Origin of the sequence: Paenibacillus physcomitrellae (assembly GCF_002240225.1) — a bacterium.
Lineage (GTDB): Bacteria > Bacillota > Bacilli > Paenibacillales > Paenibacillaceae > Fontibacillus > Fontibacillus physcomitrellae.
Map to the genome: position 1 here is coordinate 1,885,045 of NZ_CP022584.1, position 20,382 is coordinate 1,905,426.

The following is a 20,382-nucleotide window of genomic DNA, read 5'->3' on the forward strand; positions in this document are numbered from 1 at the left end:
GGAATTATACCAAGGTGCCCTTTCTTTCTCCCGACAACTACTTATCATCATTTAAATGCAAGGACTCTACATAACAATTCCATCAGAAGTAATGAAAACAGCTAATCGTTCTAGTGTTCCTCCTGATGAAGAAATATTAATGTATTTCTTACCCAATAAATAGTGAAATGCTTTATGTCTTTCGTTATCGGTATATAGTTCTTCTTTTGTTCCGACCAAAGCTTCAGTTTTTCCAGAAAATGCTTCTGGACCACCGGAATAAAAGATTTCATACAGTTGTTCCAATATTGTTCTTCTTAATTGTATGCGTTCAACAATTTTCTTCACATCAATCATTTAAACTCACTCCTTCTGTACATCTAGCTATCATGAAGATTTTAAAGAGGTGTATAATTCTGCACAATAGTTAGTACTGTACCACGCAGATTTATCATCCACTAATTCCCATATAAATTAGTTGTTATTATTTAACTTGAGCAGGCTCGGTCAGAGTAAATATACCATTTTATAAACTTAGGTATAAAGAAACAAGCATCAACTACTCCTTGTATCTTATCTAGGCATTAATATTATTTTTTCATGTGAAGTTTAACTTTATATTTTGTTAAATGGGAAAATAAAAAGACCCGCCGACCGATTAAGGTCAAGCGGGCTTTGTTATTGTCGTCTTTTAAGCTTTAAAACAAAATTAGCTATCGAGATTACAGCTAAAATACCAAGAAGAATATTAGTAATTTGTAATGTCCCATTCAATTCTTGAATGCTCCTCATAGTATCCCCTATTTTAATAGTTATACTATCTGCTATCCTTCCAATATTCCCAGATATCCCGTTTATGTACTGAATATATTGATCGGTATTCTGATCCACTGGTTCACCTCCTGAACTATTTGACATCTTTGACTTTCTTCTCAGATTTTTAGTCCTTCTTGGCTCTATAATACCTCATTGATCCATAAACCTCTTGGACGGCTCCTAGTCCAACAGGGTTACTTAAAGAATACCTCTTTGCTTGAACCACGGTTCTATATCCTTCACGATCCGTAAAGACAAGGTCGGAACCAAAATCCCGGCTGCCTAAGGTTTTATAAGCATCCTTGTATCCAAGAGCAAGGAATAATCTGTACAGGTATTCTTCAAAGCCGCTGCCGTCTTCCATACGATCAATGTCCTTGATTGTAATCTTAAGTCGATCAATTTCTACATTTCTAGAATATGTACGCTGCTTGCTCGGCAACTTAATGATGACTACTCTTATAAAGATGATTACACCTATAAGAACAGCCAAAATTGCTGTCATTAATTCTCCCCCTTGAACAAAAAAAGGTGCTGCAAGCGCAGAATTCATGTAACAGAAAAGATGAAGCCGGACGCTAATAAAAAATTTACTCAGCAATTTGCTAATATATTAAAATTTCACTTCTAGCAGAGAATGTTATTTTTGTGTGATTTTCTGAAACTATAAAGGCTCCCGAAGGAGCCTCTTTCCCTTTTTAGTATCAAGGTTGATTTGCAGCAATAGCTCAAATTCAATTAAATATAAAACATGAAATTACTATTCGTCTCATGATCCTCATAATTCACCAGACTATCCAGCGTGGTGGAATCCAGCACGTCGGCGATACTGTCGCGGATGCGCAGCCACAAGTCGCGTTTGGCGGGGTCATCTTCTTCGGTGAAATCCACCGGAGAGATCGGTCCCTCCAGGACACGGATAATATCTCCAGCCGTGATTTCGGTCGCTTCTTTAGCGAGAATATAACCGCCGTAAGCGCCGCGTACGCTTTTTACCAAACCGGCATTCCGCAGCGGAGCGATCAGCTGCTCCAGATAATGTTCGGAAAGCTGATTTTTTTCGGCAATGCTCTTTAAAGAAGTTGGGCCTTCCCCGTATTTGGCCGCAAGCTCCATCATAATAGTCAGACCGTAACGTCCTTTTGTTGAAATTTTCAAACCGGGCACCTCTTTCAATTTGTACGCATTTTTTATATAATAAAACTTTGGATTTGTTATACTAAGTGTAACAAGTTCCAAAATAACGCCTCTCATGCGGGAAGTCTAAAACAAGCAAGTTTGCATTTGCATTTTTGCACCCTAAATTCCCAACTTAAACTATCGTAACATACGAACAGGGGTTTAGGAAACTTCCAAGCTTGCCACTGAGAGCAATCATCAATATTCGGACCCTTCAAGTCCAGAGGAGTTGATAAGTCTATGCCAGAACAATCTGGAAAACCAAAAGTAATCGTAGGCATGTCGGGAGGCGTCGATTCTTCCGTCACCGCACTTTTGCTCAAACAGCAAGGCTACGAGCCGATCGGCATCTTCATGAAAAACTGGGATGACACCGACGAACTCGGTTACTGCACGGCTGAGCAGGACGCCGAAGACGTACGGCGCGTCTGCGAACAAATCGGCATTCCTTACTACACCGTCAATTTCGAGAAGGAGTACTTCGATAAAGTATTTTCCTATTTCCTCGATGAATATAAGCGGGGGCGCACGCCGAATCCGGACGTGATGTGCAACCGCGAAATCAAATTCGGCGAATTCCTGAACAAAGCGCTCGATTTGGGCGCGGATTACGTGGCTACCGGCCACTACGCCCGCGTTGTGGAAGAAGACGGCAAGTTCAAGCTGCTGCGCGGCGTGGACAGCAATAAGGATCAAACGTATTTCCTGAATGCGCTGAGCCAGGAGCAGCTGTCGAGAGCTATGTTCCCGATCGGCCACCTGCCGAAACCGGAAGTACGCCGCATTGCCGAAGAAGCAGGACTGTACACCGCGAAGAAAAAGGACAGCACCGGCGTCTGCTTTATCGGCGAACGCAACTTCCGCGAGTTCCTGAGCCACTACCTGCCGGCCAAATCCGGCGATATGGTGGACATTGAAACCGGCGAAGTGAAAGGCCGCCACGACGGGCTGATGTATTACACGCTTGGCCAACGTCAAGGGCTCGGCATCGGCGGTTCCGGTAACGGACAACCGTGGTTCGTAGCGGAAAAAGACCTGGAACGCAACATCCTGTACGTCGTCCAAGGCGACAAACATCCAAGCATGTATTCCACAGGCCTGGTTGCCAGCGGGCTGAATTGGATTGCCGGTGACCGCCCGGCAGCGGGAAGCTCCCTGCACTGCACGGCGAAATTCCGCTATCGCCAGCCGGATCAAGGCGTCACGATCACCTTCCGCGAGGATGATACCGTTCATGTCGCTTTTGATGAGCAGCAAAAAGCCATTACGCCGGGACAAGCGGTCGTCTTCTACGGCGGCGAGGTTTGCCTCGGCGGCGGCATTATTGAAACCGCGGATAAGGTTCCTTATGAAACGGCTGCTCTAAAAGCTGCCCGATAATCTGCATTGAAACAAAACTGACCTATACAGAAGGAGGCTGTCCCAAAAGTCATCGAGATGACTGAGGGACAGCCTCCTTTCTGTTTCATTAAACAAAAAGAAACCGTTCCTTGGGAAAATGGAGGTACCATCCAACCATTAGCCAAAAAGAGACGGTTTCTTTGTACATTCATGTAGCATGGATCAACCCTAGTTACCAACAGGCAAAGCAAAAAAAGCAAAAGCTTCACGGCGAAGAAGGTTATACCCGGGCCGTAAGGCACATCACACTAACCGCTCGATCGCCGAGCAACCATTCAGATCAACTGATTTATTCAGGCCGTTCTCTCCCTTTTCCGTCGATAACAAGACTCTGCTTTAAGCGGATATCCTCGCTGGAGCTTCCAACCATAATTTCGAATTCGCCTTCCTCGACGACCCATTCCCATTGTTTATTAAGCAATTTGAAGCTGTCGAAGCCTAGGTCGATTTCTACCATCGCCGTTTCTCCCGCCGTGAGGGATAATCTTTGAAAGCCTTGCAGCTGCTTCATCGGCGTAACGATGGAACTGGTTACGTCGCGGATGTACAGTTGGGCCACCTCATCGGCCAAAGCGGCGCCGGTATTCGTAACGCTAAACGATATGCGGAAGCCGTAAGGCGAATCGAGCGCCGCAATCTTTAATTCCGAATAGGCGAACGAGGCGTAGCTGAGCCCATGCCCGAACGGGAATAACGCTCTGCGCGTGCCCTCCAGGTATTCCCCGCTGCCGCCCGGAAGCAGCGTGTAGTAACAGGGGGTGTGCCCCACGCTGCGGGGGAAGGAAATCGGCAGCTTCCCGGATGGGCTGACGAACCCGAATAACGTATCCACGATCGCTTTGGCTCCGAACTCCCCGCCGAACCAGGCCGCGAGGATGGCGTCGCAATGCTCGTTCTCGTAGCTGAGATCCACCGGCTTGCCGTTCTCCAGCACGAGGATCGTCGGTTTCCCGAGCGCGCAAACCCGCTCGATCAGCTCGCGCTGCTTGCCGTAGAGACGCAGGTCAGTCCGGTCCATCCCTTCGCCGCTGGTCATCTTGTCGTCGCCGCAGACAATCACGATCGTGTCGCATTCCTCGGCCAGCCTGACAGCTTCCTCCATGCGCCCGGTTCTGCTGTCCAGACAAAGGCTCAGCTGATTGCCGTTCACATCGCAGACGAATTCAACTTCCAGCTCATGCTCGGCTCCGTTCTCGAAAGTAAACTCGCATTCGGGAATTCTCATTTTATGGGCCCCGAAGCTCTCGATCACCGTCACACCATCTATTTTCACCCGAACGCTGTCGCCCGAGGTAAACACCAGCCGGCCGGTAAAGCGCTCGGCGTCTCCGAAATCATGGGTGTCCACCTTCAATTTGGCGGTCATGCGCACCGAGTAGCCTACAAAATCGAGATCGCGATGCGGTTTGGCCAAAATCCAGTTAAAGTTGATTCGATTCGCCCGGTCCTGCCCCACCGGCTCACCGGCAAAACGGCCGTTGTTGTAATAAGTCAGCGTTACTCCGTCCGTGTACCAAGAGTCGGGAATAAGGTCGATGTCGTATTCGGTGATGCCGCAGCCGTCGCTCTGCCGGACCGTCACCCCCGGAACGGCCTTAACGATCTCTTGATAAACGGAATGCACCTCATAGCCGTAAGGAACCGAGGAATAGCTGCCGATCCGCTGGTGTCCCGAACTTGGGCCGATCAAGGCGATGCTGCCGCCATTTCTCGGAAGGGGAAGAATGTCTGCTTCATTTTTGAGCAGGACAATCGACTCTCGGGCGGCCCGATAAGACAACTCTTTATGCTCATCGCAGCGGATGACCTCCCGGTAGCGGTTCTCGTCCGTAAAGGGATGTTCAAACAGGCCCAGTTCAAACTTCACCCGGAGAATACGTCCTACGGCTTCGTCGATTGTGCTTTGCGAAACCCTGCCTTCAGTGACGAGCTGAACCAGCGTATCCTGCCAATAGGAATTCGGAAAATCGAAGCCCTGCACGTCCAGTCCGGCATTCACCGCCATCTCGATGCTGTCCTTGCTGTCTGCAGTCATGAAATGCTGCGTCTTGAGCCGGTTGATCGCTCCGAAGTCGGCGCGCACATAACCCTTCAGGCCGTAACGCTCCTTTAATACCTCACGCAAATAATGCCCGGAGGAGATTACCGCCTCCCCGTCGATGTTGTTGTAGGAAGCCATGGCGTTGTAAGCGCCGGCCTTCTTGATGCCTGCCTCGAATACCGGAAGATGGCTGGTCTCAATCTCGCGTACACCAACGCGGGCAGATGAACAGTTTGTGCCTCCTTCGGGAATGCCGTGTACGCAGTAATGCTTCGGCTCGCTGACGACCGCGTCCGGAGCGGAAATATCATCGCCTTGCTCGCCCGTTATGATGGCGTAAGCCATCGATGCTGACAAAAAGGTATCCTCCCCAAAGGTCTCCTCCACCCGCCCCCAACGGGGCTCCCGCGCCAAGTCCAGGTTGGGCGCCAAAATTTCGGCGATGCCGAGGCTGCGGGTTTCGGCAGCGATCGCATGGCCGATCTCCCGGACAAGCTCGGGATGAAACGTCGCTCCCATGTTGATCGGCATTGGAAACACAGTGGCCCCCGGATAGTTGATACCGTGCAGCGCCTCTCCGGTGAACAAGCAAGGGATGCCCAGACGTGTTTTATCGACGAAATATTTTTGCAGCTTGTTCAGCACGCGGGGAGAGGAATAAACGTCGTGAACGAAGCCCATTCCGTTTTGCCCAATCCCGGCCTCCACCCGGTCCCAGTGGAAATCGGAATCCTCCGCCACGGCGCAAAAGTGTGCCTCATGTACTTTGGTGGCAAGCTCCACCCCGCGGATCATATCCATCTGGGCAACCTTTTCCTCCAGCGTCATAAGGGATAAAAGATTCTCCACGCGTTCTTTAACCGGTAAATTCGCGTTGCGGTACGCATATTCCTGTGATTTCATGGTACGATCCGTCCTCTCTATGATCGAATATTATAATAGTAATAGTAAGTACCCCATGCCGCCTGCGACCCGGTAATCGGACAAAGCGGACGGCTGGGGCTGCATTTTTTATTTAGTAAGTAACTTTTACCGTTTTGATTTCGAACGGCCGGAAGACCAGTTCGGACTCACTTTTTCCGTTCAACGGCTCTACGGTTTCTTCCAGCATGTTGGTTATTTCCTTTGCTTTGGCCTGACCGCCAAGGGTCAGCTTTGTACGCGTGTAGGTTCCTTCCGCTTCGTATAAACGAAGGATGAACGCACGCTCAGCGTCCTCGCATGGTTTTATCGCTTCGATCAGCACATTGTCGGCGTCGACACTCGCAAATTGGTTTCCATCGACTTTACCCTTGACGACAATCGGCCGGACGTTCAGCTCATAAGCCGGGTGGATGACTGAAGCCGCGCCGAAACCCTCGTCATGCGGATAGAACGAATAAGTGCAGGCGTGCACGCCTTTGTCTCCGCGGAAATCAGGACGCATACCGCCTTTATGCAGGGTCAGCCGCATTTCGCCGTCCTGTACGGAAATTCCGTATTTGCAATCGTTGAGTAGGGCGACTCCGTAACGATTCTCCGACAGATCGCTGTATTTGTGATTGACCACCTCAAACATGGCTTTCTCTTCACTTGTGTTCCGCGTTGTAGGGCGGCGCAGATATCCGAACTGCACCTCCTGGCGGACAAAATCAGTCAGAATGGACGTGCTGAACGCCGTTTTGAGCAAACGGTGTTCGTCCTGCCAATCCATAACGGTCTCGAACCGTACTTCCGGGCTCGACGCAAAGAAAATCATATCCTGCCGCAAAGTCGAGCGCGCCGACAGCCGGTACTGGCTGCGAATCCGGAATTCGGCTGCTCCGTTAGCGACGATCTGGCGGGACAGCAGCTTGGCGGAAGGTGCCAGCTTCAGCTCGATGTCGGCGTCGATATCCCAGTTATCCCAAGCCTGAGGGACGTCTTCAGCCATCAGGAACGTATTGAGCGGTTGCCCGTCGCCGCGCAGCTCCCGGCCGTTTCTTTGATCCACGAACGAGGCGATATAACCATCTTCATCAAAAGTTACGCGGGCGAACGGCGTTTGCAGCGTATCAACAGCATATGCGAACGGAGAAACACCGGCCGGCTCGCCTGGAACCAGCTTGAGAGAAACCGCCGACAGCGCTGGTACGGTCAAGCCGGATACCGCAAGCATACGGTTGCCCTCGAGGTCTTCGACTATCTGCTGCCCGTAGCTGCCTTCGACCCGCCAATCCCCGTCGACAGGCAGATAGACCGTGTCCGTGCGGTCAAAAGACAGCGTATTGATGATGGACATCGTTTGGGCTTCCGGACTCACGGTGATTCGTTCGTACAGCAGCTTACTTCCCGTTTGCAGCAGTTCGGTCATTTCCGTAAGGGCCTGGTCATGCGCCTTCGGAATGGAAGTACCGGGCAGTGTGTCATGAAACTGGTTCACGAGCAGCGTTTCCATCAGCGGGCGAATGCCTTCGTCAGAGACGATACGGCCGGACTGAACCGCTTCGCGGACCGTAACGTACTCGAGATCGCGCAGCAGGAACTCGGCCTTGCGGTTATTGCGTTTGATGTTGTGCTGGTTCGTCAGCGTTCCGCGATGCAGCTGCAAGTACAGCTCACCGGTATGGGTGGACGGATTCACGACCGACTGCTCGAGCTGTCTCATGAATTCTCCGGCCGTGATGTGGGCAGAGCGGGGTACGCCTTCCAAATCCTGAACCCGGCGGGCCATTTCAATCATTTCAAACTGCGGACCGCCGCCGCCGTCGCCAAACCCGTATGAAATTAGCCTCATGTTGTTCACGGTTTTCTCGCGGATCGGGTCGCGGCTGTGTTTGCCGTCCACGACGTAGTCGATCAGGCTGGCTGCATCAGGCCATAGATGCGTTTTGTTGAAATGGGTGAGCACCTTCGTTCCGTCGATGCCTTTCCAGTAAAAAGTTTCATACGGAAAGTCCGTGGTGTCGTTCCAGCCCAGTTTGGTCGTCAGAAAATAATCGACGCCGCAGCCTTTCATGATCTGCGGAATAGCCGCACTGTATCCAAAGGTATCGGGAAGCCAGAATGCATTGGAGGTGTAATTGAAGTGCTGCCGGGTATAGCGCTGTCCCCACAGAAACTGGCGGATCATCGATTCCCCCGAGGTCAGATTGCAGTCGCATTCCACCCACACCGCGCCGTTTGGCTCATATCTTCCTTCCTTCACCATTTGGGAAATATCTTCGAACAGGGCAGGGTAATGCTTGCGGATCATTTCGGTATGGTAAGAGGAGCTTTGAATAAACTTGTATTCGGGATAACGCTGCATGAGGCTGATCTGGTTGGAATAAGTGCGGGCACATTTCTTAATCGTTTCATCCCGATGCCACAGCCAAGCCGTATCCATATGCGAGTGGCCGATCAAGCCGGCGAACGGTGCGGACGCAGAGTTCGTAGCCTTGAGCGCCTTCTTGAGATAAGGACCCGCTTTCCGCAGCGCGGCGAAAAAGTCCTCCGGTTCGACCGCCTCATACGAATAGTACAGCACCTTATGTACTTCCGTTAACGCGTTCACGACCTCGGCCCGCCGGAAACTGTTGGCGTCCAATTCGGCGACGAGCTGGTTAAGCGTTTTCAAATCAAAATAGAACTCCGCGATCTCCTCGTTCATCAGACAGATTTGGACGCCGCCGTATTCATAGTCAAAACTGCGCATTCCGAGTTCTTCGAAAGGCATACAGCCCTTAACATAATGCCCGGCGTAATATTCGATAGCGATATCGATTACCTCGCCCGCAGCCGCATTTTGCTTGAGCAGATCGCAATAGTGGTTGCCATGTCCCGTTACGACAATTTTGCTGGCAAAGGTGCCGAAGGGTTTGTTGTTCACCCACAGCAGCGCCTCATAACCCCCGATTTCCGGTTTGATGTAGAGCGCCTTCCCTGCATATCGCGAAGGAACGGTGTAGGTTCCTTTAAACCAGCAATAGGTTCCTTCACCTTGATAATGGTCCCCGGGCAAGCATTCCTCGAACCTGCTGTCGTCCGGAATATGGTGCCACTGCCGATCGGTGTGGAATTTGCGCATGGCCACCTGGTCAATCGTTTCAAAGATCAATGGCTCCAGCGTCGTTTCAAACCGCGTTAATTTGCGCAGCATGCGGTCGATCTGCTTTTCATTCAGCATAATCCTTTCACCCTCCTGCTTAAGAATAGTAATAAGGCCTAGAATATTTTCTATTTGATATATCATATTATTTCATTTTACCAGCCAAAATACAATTCAATTTATTTAAAAAGCTTTGCGGGTTCATATTCGATATCTATCCCTCCAATTCCCGGCATAAACTTATACGCGTAAGATCAACAGTAGGCACATGTTTGACAAAATGTTATACTTAGGATATTTCAAAGAGTAGCTACACCAGCAAAAATACAATAAAAAATACAATATCGGAGATAAACATGCCAAAACAAACGAACAAATTATTATATCAAATCATAAAAGATGAAATTCTCTCCCGGATCGAAAATCAACAGTTTTCCTATGACGAGCCGATCTGCACGGAGAAAAGTCTGTCAGAGCAATACGGTGTCAGCCGCATTACCTCCAAACGGGCGATTGACGATTTGGAGAATGAAGGTGTGCTTTACCGTAAACGCGGAGTAGGCAGTTTTGTACGCCGTCCGGAGCCTGGAGAATCCCCCTCCCCAAGCGGAACCCCTTCCGCAGAAGTTCGGACAGGGGGTAAAACCGTGCCTCTGATTCTTCCATTTGCCCAGTTCCAGGGAGGCATCTTCCGCATCGTCGAAGCGGCGACCAAACGGCTCGAGAACCATGACTATCATCTCGCCGTCCACATCTGCGAGCCGGATGACCAAAAGATGAGAAGCTTGCTGCTTCACTTGTATTCGCAGCATGTCGAAACCCTCATTTGGTATCCGAAGGGGAAAGAAATGTATCTCGATATTTTAAAAAAATTTACGGATGACGGAACAAGCGTCATCATTCTGGATAAACCGCACGATATCAGCTACTTGAGCAGCGTAGTCTGCGATAATTTCGGGGGAGGCTATCAGCTGACCAGCCATCTGATCGACTACGGTCATCGCAACATCGCTTATCTGTCAGGGATACCGGTCAGTGAAGTGCCCAGTTTGTCCGACCGCTTCAAAGGCTTCTCGCAGTGCATGAAAGACCGGGGTCTTGAAGTGAATCCCGAGTTTCTGAAAATCGGCCTGAGTTCCGACTACCATATGCTCAAGCATGTCGTCAACGGTCTTTACAAATCAGGGGTTACCGCAATCGAATGCGAAAACGACGAGGTGGCCTTCAATGTCTACATGTGCTGCCGGAGTCTGTCTATCCAGGTTCCTGCGCAAATGAACATCACGGGGTTTGATAACATCGAATGGGCAGTAACCGGCAGTGCACAAATTACGACGGTCGACCAAAATTTTGCCGCCATCGGCGAGGAGATCGCCGATCTCATTTTGAGTGGCGATCCGAAGCCCGTATCCAAGACGGTGCCCGTGCGCCTCGTGCCAAGGGCATCCACCGGGCCGACGAACGCCTAAGGGAGACCGGGAGGGAAGTACTGTCAATCGTTGCGAACAGAAAGAAGCCTGGCCGCTATTTTTGAAAGCCGAGGTGTGGAAGTTCTTCCATGCCCCCGGCGATCGCTTTAGCGGTCAGGCTCTCCTTTTCATTTACAAGAATAACGTGCTTATTCTGAATACTCCGCTGCTAAGTCCTCCGCCTTCTTGTACTCATCCGTATACCATTTCACAAAATCATTGATCCCTATTTTATCCGCATCGGAGATCATTTTATCCTTGAGCTCATTATATTCGGCATCGTTTTTGGCAAGCACCATCTTCCAGGAGTTGGTCTTGACAACATCCCCGATTCTGGAGGAAAGAACCACCATATCGTCGCTCAGGGTAGGATAGGTTGCTACTGTCTCCGTTTGTGTTTTGTCTGCGTTCTTAGTAAGATAGCTGTTCATATCATAAGCTCCATAGTCGGCTTGCCACTCGAGTCTGAGCTTGGTATCGGCAGGGGCATAAGGCGATTTATCCCAAAATACATTCCCTACCGCAGCGCCGTCTTCCGGGTTAATGCTGGAGCCCCAAAAGGCAAGCGCATTCAGCGGTGAAGCCCCCTTCGCATAGGTTTTGCCGTCAGCAAACACATCGTCAGGATGCTGCTGGATATCAAAATATTTTTGTGTCAAAGCAGGTTTGCCGTTGGCATCGGTATCCCAAGTAACGCCCTTTGGACCATTTTCCGTCGTGCGTGCAGCATCGAATGAATAATTCCAGTTGACAAATTCCATGGCTTTTTCAATATTCTTGGAAGACGCACTCACAGACATCGTCCACGGAACACCTACCGGCTGCAAAGCCGTACGCGTTCTTGTGTAACCAAGCGGAAGCGGCATAAACCCGATGCCTTGATTTTGTCTTTCCACAGTAGAGAAATCGCTGGTGCCCCAACCATCAAGAGCAAACAATACTCGGCCTGCAGTTGTTTTTGCAACGGCATCGTCAAAACGCTGCGTAATGGAATCAGGGTCCAGCAGCCCCATTTGATTGGCTTGATAGAGGAAATGCAAGAAGTTCATATAAGCGCTGTCGTCACTCAGGATGGATTCAACCTTAGACTCTCCACCCACGTTATGAATTTCTACCAGGGATTTTTCATCGGGAATTTTACTGCCCATATAAGGCGCTGCGAACATCCCCATGGTCATATAAGACTGGTCCCAGTCCTTCCAGATGGACAAGCCGTAAACTTTCTGTCCGTCGGCATTCGTGGGTTCCGCATCCTGCATCTTCTTCAACACGGCCAGCAGGTCATCCAGCGTATTGACTGGCGGAGCGCCAACTTTTTTATACAAATCGTACCGGATAAACGGGCCGCTATCTCCTTTGGTTTCAGGATCGGTCTTGATCTTTGTGCCAACGCCGTAAGATTTTCCTTTTCCTCCGCTCAAGTTATCCGCGTAATATTTCAATGAAGTTGCCGCATTGGCATAAAGATTCGGGACAAGCTCCTTATAGTCATCGTATGCGGCGAGCATATTAGCATCCACTGCATTCTGCACCTGCTTATAATCCTTGAATACAACGATATCCGGAAGGCTTCCGCTCGCCATCATCGCCTGCAGCTTCTGTTCGCCCTGATCACCGGTAGGCAAAAAGTTCAGCGTTACGCCTGTAGCCTTCTTAACCTCCTCCGCCCACCAGCCCGTCGCTACGCCCGATTCATTGCCCGGCAAGCTTAATACGGTAAGCTCAACATTGTCTTTGGAACTGTTTGTACTTGCAGTGCCAGCATTAGGCGAACCCGAGCTATTGGCATTGTTAGGTGCATTGCCGCTGCAAGCCGCCAAGGTGGTCAGCATCACACCCGCAAGCAAAAAGGCCAAAACTTTTCTCCGCATCATCTAAGTACCCCCTGAAATTTTATTTGTATTTCCCAAATAGGGAATTACATATGTTGTTATCCTTTAACAGCTCCGAGCATGATACCGTTTACAAAATACCTTTGTAAAAATGGGTAGACACATAAAATAGGGATCACGACCACCATCGATATCGTCATTTTGACGCCTGTCGGCGTTAAAACCGTGGCCAGATTTACCTGTGAACCCGCTGCCGCCGCTTGTCTCAGCGAATCTGCCAGCGCATTGGACTCATTCAAATACTGATACAGCATATACTGCAAGGAGTAATATTTCGGATCCGTCATTAAAAACAGCGTATCCGTAAATGAATTCCACTGGCCCACTGCAGAAAATACAGCCAGGGTGGCGACAATCGGCTTGGATAACGGCATGATCAGCCGTGCATATTTGGTCATATATCCCGCTCCGTCCATATCCGCCGATTCCTCCAAGGACGAGGGAATGCTCTCTACATAGGTTTTGAACAAAATCAGGGAAAACGGAGCTACAATAGACGGGATGATATAGGCTAAAAAGTTATTTAAAAGCCCCAGGTTCTTCATATTGATATACCACGGTATAATTCCTGCATTAAAATACATGGTAATCAGGACAAAACGGTACCATATCTTTCTTTTCCAGAATTCGGGCCTGCTAAAGGCATAGCCCAGAAACGTCGTGCCTACCAAAGTCAGCACCGTTCCCAAAACCGTTCTTCCGACTGAAACCAGGACGGAATTGAACAGCCCGTCGATTTTGAGGATCTGAATGTAGTTTGCAAAATGAATCCCTTGGGGCAGCCAGACAATAAGACCTTTTGTCACCAGCGTATTATCGCTGATTGTATTGATGAACAGATAATAAAACGGGATCACACAAGTAAGAGTAAATAACGTTAAGACTACATAATTGATAGAATTGAAAACATAATCACCCGTTGTTAATTTGTACTTCAAATCCTTCATTCCTTTCATTTAGAATTACATGACGGATTCCCCTCTGGTGATCTTCGACAGGAAGTTTGCAAAGAACAGCAGCATGACGCTGACTACCGATTTCAGCATGCCAACTGCGGTAGCGAAAGAATAATCGTATCCCACCATTCCCTGATTGTAGACATAAAGATCCAAAACCTCGATGGAGTCTTTATTCATGGCATTTTGGAACACAAAATATTGCTCCATCCCGTTATTCAGCAGGTTGCCGATCGACAGCAATAAAAGAACAAAAAAGGTGGGCAGCAAGCCTGGAATCGTGATATGCCAAGTCATTTTTAACCGGCCCGCCCCGTCAATTCTGGCCGCTTCATACTGTTCAGCGTCAATATTGGTCAATGCGGCAATATATATAATTGCGCCCCAGCCCAGGCCCTTCCATATTCCGTAACCCAGCATGGTAAGCCATACATGATTGCCGGATGCCAGAAAATTGATGCCTTCATCCCGGATTCCGTTATTGATCAGTATTCGGTTTAGAAGGCCGTCATTGGTAGAAAACATGGCATAAGCAATGGAATAAACCAGAACCCAGCTGATGAAATTTGGGATGGTTACCAATGTCTGAATGGTTTTTCTGAATCGCAGATTTCTTATCTCTGATAGGAGTATGGCGAAGATCATAGGAAACACAGAGGTCACAATGCCCAGAAAGCTCATTCCGAGCGTGTTTTTCATGACACGTAAAATATTGGTTACCGCGTAATGGTCTGTAAACATCATTTTGAAATTTTTAAGACCGACAAAATCAGTGGAAAACAAATCCCTGCCCGCTTTGTAATCATAAAAGCTGTAGATCCATCCATAAAGCGGCATGTAGGAAAATACAAATACCAGGATCAACAGCGGCGAAGACATAAGAAACAGTCTAAAACCCTGTTGATTCAGCAGCCTTTTAAAACCAACCATTTGCATACCCCCATTTATTTATTCAAAAATACCTAATGACAGTGTGCTGCATGACAAACAGATAAAGGTATATATTTGTTTTAAAAAAATCACCCTCACCAAATCGCAAAGTTTGACAGCGTTTTCATTTATTTTAAAAAAAATTGGGGGTTCCAACCCCACTCCAAACATGTTACTTTTGCGATCTCATTTGTTATATTAAAGTATAGATTTATTGAGTTGTTTGTCAATAGCAAAGAACTCAAATTTTAACTATAATCAATATTTTATATTTTTTTTATTTTGTCCGCCTGATTTTGTATTATTATGATATAATAATCACGTATATCCCGCTCCATTTTCAGCTTGTTTATATATATCATACTCTTGACTTTCCCTTGCCTACAATTTACGCAATAGGGCTGCCCTGAACGCAAAAAAAAACAAAGAGCTAAGTGAAAATAGATCGCTTGGCTCCTTGGTTCTTACGAATAATATCCTATTTGGTTATGGAGGGTGTTCCAAGGACTACTTCAGGGACACCTCTTTTTGATGTAAAAGCCGAAAGAATTGGGATGCGGTGATAACATAATCCTGGAACCCTACACTTCACCCATGATTCATGCTTGTTTAAATGAGCTTCGCCATATAGAATTCGTCCACATATTGCCCATCGACATAAATAGAATCTTTTTTGGTACCCTCGACCTCAAAACCTGCCTTCCGGTATAAGGCCAGCGCCCGCTCGTTATGGGCCATCACCGTCAGCTCCAGCCTGTGAATATCGTGATCGGCCGCCCACTTCTCCATCTCTGCAAAAAGACGGGTCCCAATCCCCTGACCGCTGTAAGACTGTAAAATTCCGACCACCAGATAAAGCGTGTGGCGGATCCTCCTCGGTTCCGAACCAAATGCGCCCAAAAACCCGACCAGGCTGCCATCAGCCCAGATTGATTACTTTCCCGGTTACTGCCCATCCTGTCTGCGGCGCAGCTCTTGATTATGTTTGATCTTCGCTTCGCTGCCCTGCTCGGTAGCCTGGTAGAAATTCATCCCGTCCAGCTTGTCCGGCAGATACTGCTGCTTCACATAATGCCCCGGAAAATTGTGCGGGTACTGGTAGCCGACATGGCCCAGCTTCACCGCGCCTTTGTAATGGGCATCCCGCAGGTGCAGCGGAACTTCCGCCGACTTCAGCTCGTCCATCGCATCCATCGCCCGCGAAATCGCCATCACCACGGCATTCGATTTCGGGCTTTCCACCGCGAACAAAATCGCCTGTGCGATGTTCAGCCGGGCTTCAGGCCATCCATTGGTCCGGTAAGCGTCGAGCGCGCTGACCGCCTGTACCATGGCCTGCGGGTTCGCAAGCCCGATGTCCTCGCTGGCGGCGGCAATCAGCCGCCGCAGGAACACCATCGGGTCCATGCCTAGTTTCTCTACGGCGTAGAGAAACCAGAACAACGCGGCGTCGCTGGAGCCGCGGATGCTCTTGTGGAACGCAGACAGCACGTCGTACTGCGTAGACTCATCCGCCTTGACGATAGGGCGGCGGATCGATTCCTCGGCCACGTCCAGCGTAATGTGGACGGTGCCGTCTTGCTCCGGCGGCGTCGTAAGCGCCGCCAGCTCCAGCGCGTTCAAGGCGCGGCGGATATCGCCGTTCGCCATGGACGCGATATGCAGCAGCGCTTCCTCGTCCACGCGCAGCTGCATAAAGCCGAGGCCTTTCTCCTCGTCCACCAGCGCCCGCCGCATCGCGGCGAGCGAGTGCTCCTTGGTCAAGGCCTCCAGCTGGAACAGCGTCGAGCGGCTCAGCAAGGCCCCGTTCACATAGTGGAACGGGTTCTCCGTCGTCGCGCCGATAAAGATAATCGTGCCCCGCTCCACGGCGGGCAGCAAAGCATCCTGTCGGGCGCTGTTAAAACGATGCACCTCGTCCAGGAACAAAATCGTTTTCGTGCCGTACAGCGCTTTGGCGTCCTGCGCCCGTTCAATCACCTCGCGGACGTCCTTGACGGAAGCGTCCACCGCGTTCAGGCGCACGAATTCTCCCTGCGTATGCCGGGAAATGATGTGCGCCAGCGTCGTTTTGCCGCAGCCCGGCGGCCCGTAGAGCAGGATCGAGGACACCTGATCCGCTTCGATCGCCCGGCGCAGCAGCTTGCCTTTGCCGATAATATGTTCCTGTCCTATATATTCATCAAGCGTTGTCGGCCGCATCCGGTCGGCTAACAGACCCATCCCGGCTTCCGGCTGCTCGCTATAAGAAAACAAATCCATGTCATCCGTCACTTCCTTAAGTTGCATTTATAAAATAAGAGTTCCTTAACTTTTAATGGAAAAGCGCGCTAAATACTCCTTCTTATTCTATCATACCGCAGGGTGAAAGAAATCTCCGGAGATAACATATACATGTCCGCAAATTCCGCTTCCGCTTCCCCTAAAGCCCGGTTTTAGTAGCACCTTCGGTCTTTCTCCAAGTCACCCGGCAGCCATTTTCGCAATAAATGTTTATAAACATTCTTTCACTTTCCTTTCCTCCGGGGATATGAGTTAATAATAAGTGTCCGGCCGGGCAAATCGCTGGGAAAGGAGTTGATCGATTTGAATACAGCATATGAGGTGGTTTCCGCCTAACAGCGGAAGCCGCTATTCCGGGAGGCCCCAAAGGCCTCCCTTATTACTTCCAAAAAAGTTCTTTACCATCCGCATACAATTTCATTTATAATAAATCCATCATTAAAGGTTTCACCAATTCCAAAATTACCGAAAGGAGGAAGCGTAAACATGACCACTTTTAACAAGACAATCGTTGCAACCGCCGTACAATGTTTTAAGGAGGAAATGAAACGTGAACTACAAAAATGGGAAGGATGTGCTTCCCCCTAGGCTGCTGAAAGAACTTCAGGATTACATACAAGGCGAACTTGTCTACATTCCGAAATGTGACAAGAAACGCGCCCTCTGGGGTGAAATCAGCGGCTCGCGCAAACTGATTGCGCGTCGGAACGAGGAAATTTACCGTTCGTATTGTGCGGGGAACGACGTGGAGGAGCTCGCCGAGTCCTACCATCTGTCGATCGACAGCATCCGTAAGATCCTTACCAAAATGCGCTCAGCCCAACGGGCGGCGGCCACAGCCGCAGTAGGCGCGCATAAATAATCCAATGCACATGACAAATTTTTTATTCATCAAAAATAGAGCGCCGCAAGCTCTGCCCCCCTCTTTCGTAATCGGGTTCCGAAGAGAAGCAGGCCCCTGTGCGGCGCACGAATATACTTAAGCCCTTGCCTTTCCACGACGGGAAGCGCAAGGGCTTAAGTTTTTTTATGCAAGTATGCGGACCTCTCGAATCTCGTCCGGTTAAGCTTTTTATTTTAGGCTTTTATTTTAAACTTTTATTTTGAGATTTTATTCTAAGCTTTTTTCTCCTCCGGCCACACCGTCAAAGCGATCTCCGGATCCTCTGCTGCGACATAAGGCGGTAGTTCGCCGGAGGACAGCAGCCACAGCTCATGCAGCGCACGGGTGCAGGCGACGTACAGCAATTTGGCGTCCTGCTCGCCGTAATGCTCTTTATCTACATCAGTAACCAGGACGGCGTCGAACTCCAGGCCTTTGGACAAATAAGCCGGCAGCACCGACATCCCGCCTTGATACTCACTGCTGCGGCCGTCGATCAGGTTCAGTTCCTTGCCAAGCTCTGCTAAAGCGGCGTGCAGCTCTTCCGCCTCCTGCAGCGTTCTTGTCAGCAGCGCCGCCGTCCGGTAAGGCCCCTGCATGACGCGGTCAAGCGCGGCGGCAATCCACTTCACGCGGTCCGGCAGATCGATGCTCAGCACCCGCACCGGCTCCGCGCTGCGGAAGACCGGCACGGCCAGCAGCTCGGTATCGACGCCGCGTTTAAGAATTTCATTCGCGAACAGGATGATTTCCATCGTCGACCGGTAGCTGCGCGTCAGCGCAAAATAAGCCGTTTCTTCAGGCGCGAACAAACTCTGCATCTCTTCCCATTTCCGTACGCCCCGATAATAGTGGATGCCCTGCGACAAATCGCCCAGAATCGTAAAGGAGTGCCCTTTGACGAATTTGTCCAGCACCGCCACCTGCAGCGGGGAAAAATCCTGCGCCTCGTCAATCACGACGTGGTCAAACCGCTGCCCGCCGCGGATTTCATCCAGTGTGGCGAACAGGTATAACAATCCGGCAAGGTCTTCTTCCCGGAATTTATTCTTTTTCAAATCGCCCGACGTCTGCTTCAGGATTGGCTGCGGGATTTGCTGAGCCAGTTCATCCAGTTCGGCCTGCAGCGGCTCCGCCGCGCCGGCGAGTTTCTTCGCGCCGAACAACGCTTTGTAAACGGCAGCCGGCGACAGGTCCGGCCATTTTTTGGCGTAGGCTTTTTCGCGCTGGGAAGCTTTCTTCTTGCGGTCCTTAAGAGCGGCCGCCGACGGAGCTTTCTTCAGCTCCATTTCGATCCAGCGGTGAATCCGCGCCAAAGTCCGTTCCTTCCGGCGGACCAGCGGATAAGGTTTATATTCCTCATCAAACCACTGACGGATCGTTGTTTCCTTCAGTACCGCACCGTCCCATGGCGAAAAATCCTCCTCAGGCAGGCAATATCTCTCCAGCCGCTTGACCGTTTCCTCCAGCAGATCACGGAATAGCATAGAACCTTTGAAACGTCCCGGCAATAGCTGATCATCCAAGCGGCCTGCGCCCGGCTGATCGAACCCTTTTCCGAGCTCGAACCATTTTCCTAGCTCATCCGGCCCGTCCATCGGCGTTTCATCCAGCCCCAGCACATCCGATGCCCAGTCGCTGAACGTATTTTGCTGAATATCGCCCACGCCCAGCTCCGGCAGCACATCGGAAATATAATCGATAAACATCCGGTTTGGCGCAAAAATCACCATCCGGTCTGCCGCAATCTGTTCCTTGTATTGATAAAGCAGATAAGCCAGCCTGTGGAGGGCCACCGTCGTTTTTCCGCTTCCCGCCACGCCCTGAATGATCAGCGCCGTATTGCGGGCGGCACGGATGATCTGGTCCTGCTCGGCCTGAATCGTCGACACGATGTCGCGTAGCCGGTTATCCTTGTTCTCCCCGAGGCGGTACAGCAAAAATTCATCCGAGACGGCAGGGCCGCCGTCATCCCGGTTATAGGTGTCCACCACCCGTTCGAGGATCTGTTTGCGGATCATGACGTTCCTTTTTAAATAAACAAGGCCTTCAATCAATCCTTCAGGCGCTTCATAGGAAGCCGAGTCCCCTCCGGTAAAAGAATAAAACAAACTGGCCACCGGAGCGCGCCAGTCAATGACAATCGGCTTCTCGCCTTCGCCGCCTACCCCGTTTTTGCCGATATAGAGCGGCATTCGTTTCCCGTCTTTCTCTTCAAAATCCAGCCGTCCGAAGTAAGGCTCCTGCACCGACTGGGCCAGCCCTCTGCGCGCTGATTCCCTGCCCGATTCCAGCACCTGTTCCGTGTAATCATTGCCCGTGTAGACAGGCACCGCCCGCAATCTCGCCAGTTCGGCTTCGATCGTGGCCAACGTTCGGTCCAGGTGTTCCTTTTCCTCTTGATAGGCACTTTGAAAATCGTCCATTTCAGTTACCTCCTAAGATTGGTATGGGTCTTATGGCGACAGGCCAATTGCTCCTGAACCAAAGAATATCCATTATATC

At 50.1% G+C, this 20,382-nt stretch carries 14 protein-coding genes and 1 pseudogene; 3 read left to right on the forward strand and 12 right to left on the reverse strand.

Translation table 11 applies throughout. The features are described 5' to 3' along the window. Nucleotides 1-66: 66 nt before the first annotated feature. From CBE73_RS08520 to cymR, 4 genes and pseudogenes are all read right to left on the reverse strand, one after another. Nucleotides 67-336, reverse strand: a complete 270-nt coding sequence (locus tag CBE73_RS08520) for a hypothetical protein (RefSeq protein ID WP_094093877.1) — start codon at nt 334-336, stop codon at nt 67-69. A 321-nt stretch (nt 337-657) separates the two neighbouring features. Then, entirely contained in the window at nt 658-870 is a 213-nt protein-coding gene (locus CBE73_RS08525; RefSeq protein WP_094093878.1) for a hypothetical protein, read from the reverse strand. Nucleotides 871-925: 55 nt separating this feature from the next. After that, nucleotides 926-1,300: pseudogene (locus tag CBE73_RS08530) on the reverse strand (restriction endonuclease); the annotation flags it as partial. Nucleotides 1,301-1,533: 233 nt separating this feature from the next. Next, nucleotides 1,534-1,953, reverse strand: coding sequence for a cysteine metabolism transcriptional regulator CymR (cymR, locus tag CBE73_RS08535; RefSeq protein WP_094093880.1), 420 nt, complete (start codon nt 1,951-1,953; stop codon nt 1,534-1,536). A gap of 261 nt (nt 1,954-2,214) precedes the next feature. Here cymR and mnmA point away from each other — a divergent pair, with 261 nt between their 5' ends. Next, nucleotides 2,215-3,354 carry a tRNA 2-thiouridine(34) synthase MnmA gene (gene mnmA / locus CBE73_RS08540; RefSeq protein WP_157739462.1) on the forward strand — a complete coding sequence of 380 codons (1,140 nt, stop codon included), beginning with the start codon at nt 2,215-2,217 and terminating at the stop codon, nt 3,352-3,354. A 310-nt stretch (nt 3,355-3,664) separates the two neighbouring features. On the opposite strand, the gene CBE73_RS08545 is transcribed toward mnmA, so the two are convergent. Further along, the gene (locus CBE73_RS08545) at nt 3,665-6,319 is read right to left on the reverse strand and encodes a glycoside hydrolase family 3 C-terminal domain-containing protein (RefSeq protein WP_094093881.1); all 2,655 of its coding nucleotides are present in this window, start codon (nt 6,317-6,319) and stop codon (nt 3,665-3,667) included. Nucleotides 6,320-6,431: 112 nt separating this feature from the next. Then, nucleotides 6,432-9,542: an alpha-mannosidase gene (locus tag CBE73_RS08550; RefSeq protein WP_094093882.1), complete on the reverse strand. Its 3,111-nt coding sequence runs from the start codon at nt 9,540-9,542 to the stop codon at nt 6,432-6,434. A gap of 278 nt (nt 9,543-9,820) precedes the next feature. Here CBE73_RS08550 and CBE73_RS08555 point away from each other — a divergent pair, with 278 nt between their 5' ends. Continuing rightward, a complete protein-coding gene (locus CBE73_RS08555) occupies nt 9,821-10,933 on the forward strand; it encodes a GntR family transcriptional regulator (RefSeq protein WP_094093883.1) in 1,113 nt (370 codons plus the stop codon). Nucleotides 10,934-11,082: 149 nt separating this feature from the next. Here CBE73_RS08555 and CBE73_RS08560 read toward each other — a convergent pair whose 3' ends face one another. The 5 genes from CBE73_RS08560 to CBE73_RS08580 all read right to left on the reverse strand — a co-directional run bounded on the left by CBE73_RS08560 (nt 11,083) and on the right by CBE73_RS08580 (nt 16,973). Next, nucleotides 11,083-12,807: an extracellular solute-binding protein gene (locus CBE73_RS08560; RefSeq protein ID WP_094093884.1), complete on the reverse strand. Its 1,725-nt coding sequence runs from the start codon at nt 12,805-12,807 to the stop codon at nt 11,083-11,085. A gap of 56 nt (nt 12,808-12,863) precedes the next feature. After that, entirely contained in the window at nt 12,864-13,772 is a 909-nt protein-coding gene (locus CBE73_RS08565; RefSeq protein ID WP_068700661.1) for a carbohydrate ABC transporter permease, read from the reverse strand. A gap of 15 nt (nt 13,773-13,787) precedes the next feature. After that, nucleotides 13,788-14,711: an ABC transporter permease gene (locus CBE73_RS08570; protein WP_229752688.1), complete on the reverse strand. Its 924-nt coding sequence runs from the start codon at nt 14,709-14,711 to the stop codon at nt 13,788-13,790. Nucleotides 14,712-15,320: 609 nt separating this feature from the next. Then, nucleotides 15,321-15,641 (reverse strand): GNAT family N-acetyltransferase, encoded by a 321-nt coding sequence (locus tag CBE73_RS08575; protein WP_083180303.1) that lies wholly within the window; start codon nt 15,639-15,641, stop codon nt 15,321-15,323. A gap of 15 nt (nt 15,642-15,656) precedes the next feature. Beyond that, nucleotides 15,657-16,973 (reverse strand): replication-associated recombination protein A, encoded by a 1,317-nt coding sequence (locus CBE73_RS08580; RefSeq protein ID WP_094093886.1) that lies wholly within the window; start codon nt 16,971-16,973, stop codon nt 15,657-15,659. 571 nt (nt 16,974-17,544) lie between these two features. On the opposite strand from CBE73_RS08580, the gene CBE73_RS08585 reads away from it, so the two are divergent. Further along, on the forward strand, nt 17,545-17,856 hold the full coding sequence (locus CBE73_RS08585; protein ID WP_068697133.1) for a CD3324 family protein: 312 nt from the start codon (nt 17,545-17,547) through the stop codon (nt 17,854-17,856). Between the two features lie 254 nt (nt 17,857-18,110). Here CBE73_RS08585 and CBE73_RS08590 read toward each other — a convergent pair whose 3' ends face one another. Further along, complete coding sequence (locus tag CBE73_RS08590; RefSeq protein WP_094093887.1) at nt 18,111-20,303, reverse strand: HelD family protein; 2,193 nt, start codon at nt 20,301-20,303, stop codon at nt 18,111-18,113. Nucleotides 20,304-20,382: the final 79 nt, after the last annotated feature.

What these genes read in the sequence shown, in the direction of transcription:
- CBE73_RS08520 (WP_094093877.1), bottom strand. Translation starts at nt 336, where the DNA reads ATGATTGATGTGAAGAAAATTGTTGAACGCATACAATTAAGAAGAACA.
- mnmA (WP_157739462.1), top strand. Translation starts at nt 2,215, where the DNA reads ATGCCAGAACAATCTGGAAAACCAAAAGTAATCGTAGGCATGTCGGGA.
- CBE73_RS08545 (WP_094093881.1), bottom strand. Translation starts at nt 6,319, where the DNA reads ATGAAATCACAGGAATATGCGTACCGCAACGCGAATTTACCGGTTAAA.
- CBE73_RS08550 (WP_094093882.1), bottom strand. Translation starts at nt 9,542, where the DNA reads ATGCTGAATGAAAAGCAGATCGACCGCATGCTGCGCAAATTAACGCGG.
- CBE73_RS08555 (WP_094093883.1), top strand. Translation starts at nt 9,821, where the DNA reads ATGCCAAAACAAACGAACAAATTATTATATCAAATCATAAAAGATGAA.
- CBE73_RS08560 (WP_094093884.1), bottom strand. Translation starts at nt 12,807, where the DNA reads ATGATGCGGAGAAAAGTTTTGGCCTTTTTGCTTGCGGGTGTGATGCTG.
- CBE73_RS08565 (WP_068700661.1), bottom strand. Translation starts at nt 13,772, where the DNA reads ATGAAGGATTTGAAGTACAAATTAACAACGGGTGATTATGTTTTCAAT.
- CBE73_RS08570 (WP_229752688.1), bottom strand. Translation starts at nt 14,711, where the DNA reads ATGGTTGGTTTTAAAAGGCTGCTGAATCAACAGGGTTTTAGACTGTTT.
- CBE73_RS08580 (WP_094093886.1), bottom strand. Translation starts at nt 16,973, where the DNA reads ATGGATTTGTTTTCTTATAGCGAGCAGCCGGAAGCCGGGATGGGTCTG.
- CBE73_RS08590 (WP_094093887.1), bottom strand. Translation starts at nt 20,303, where the DNA reads ATGGACGATTTTCAAAGTGCCTATCAAGAGGAAAAGGAACACCTGGAC.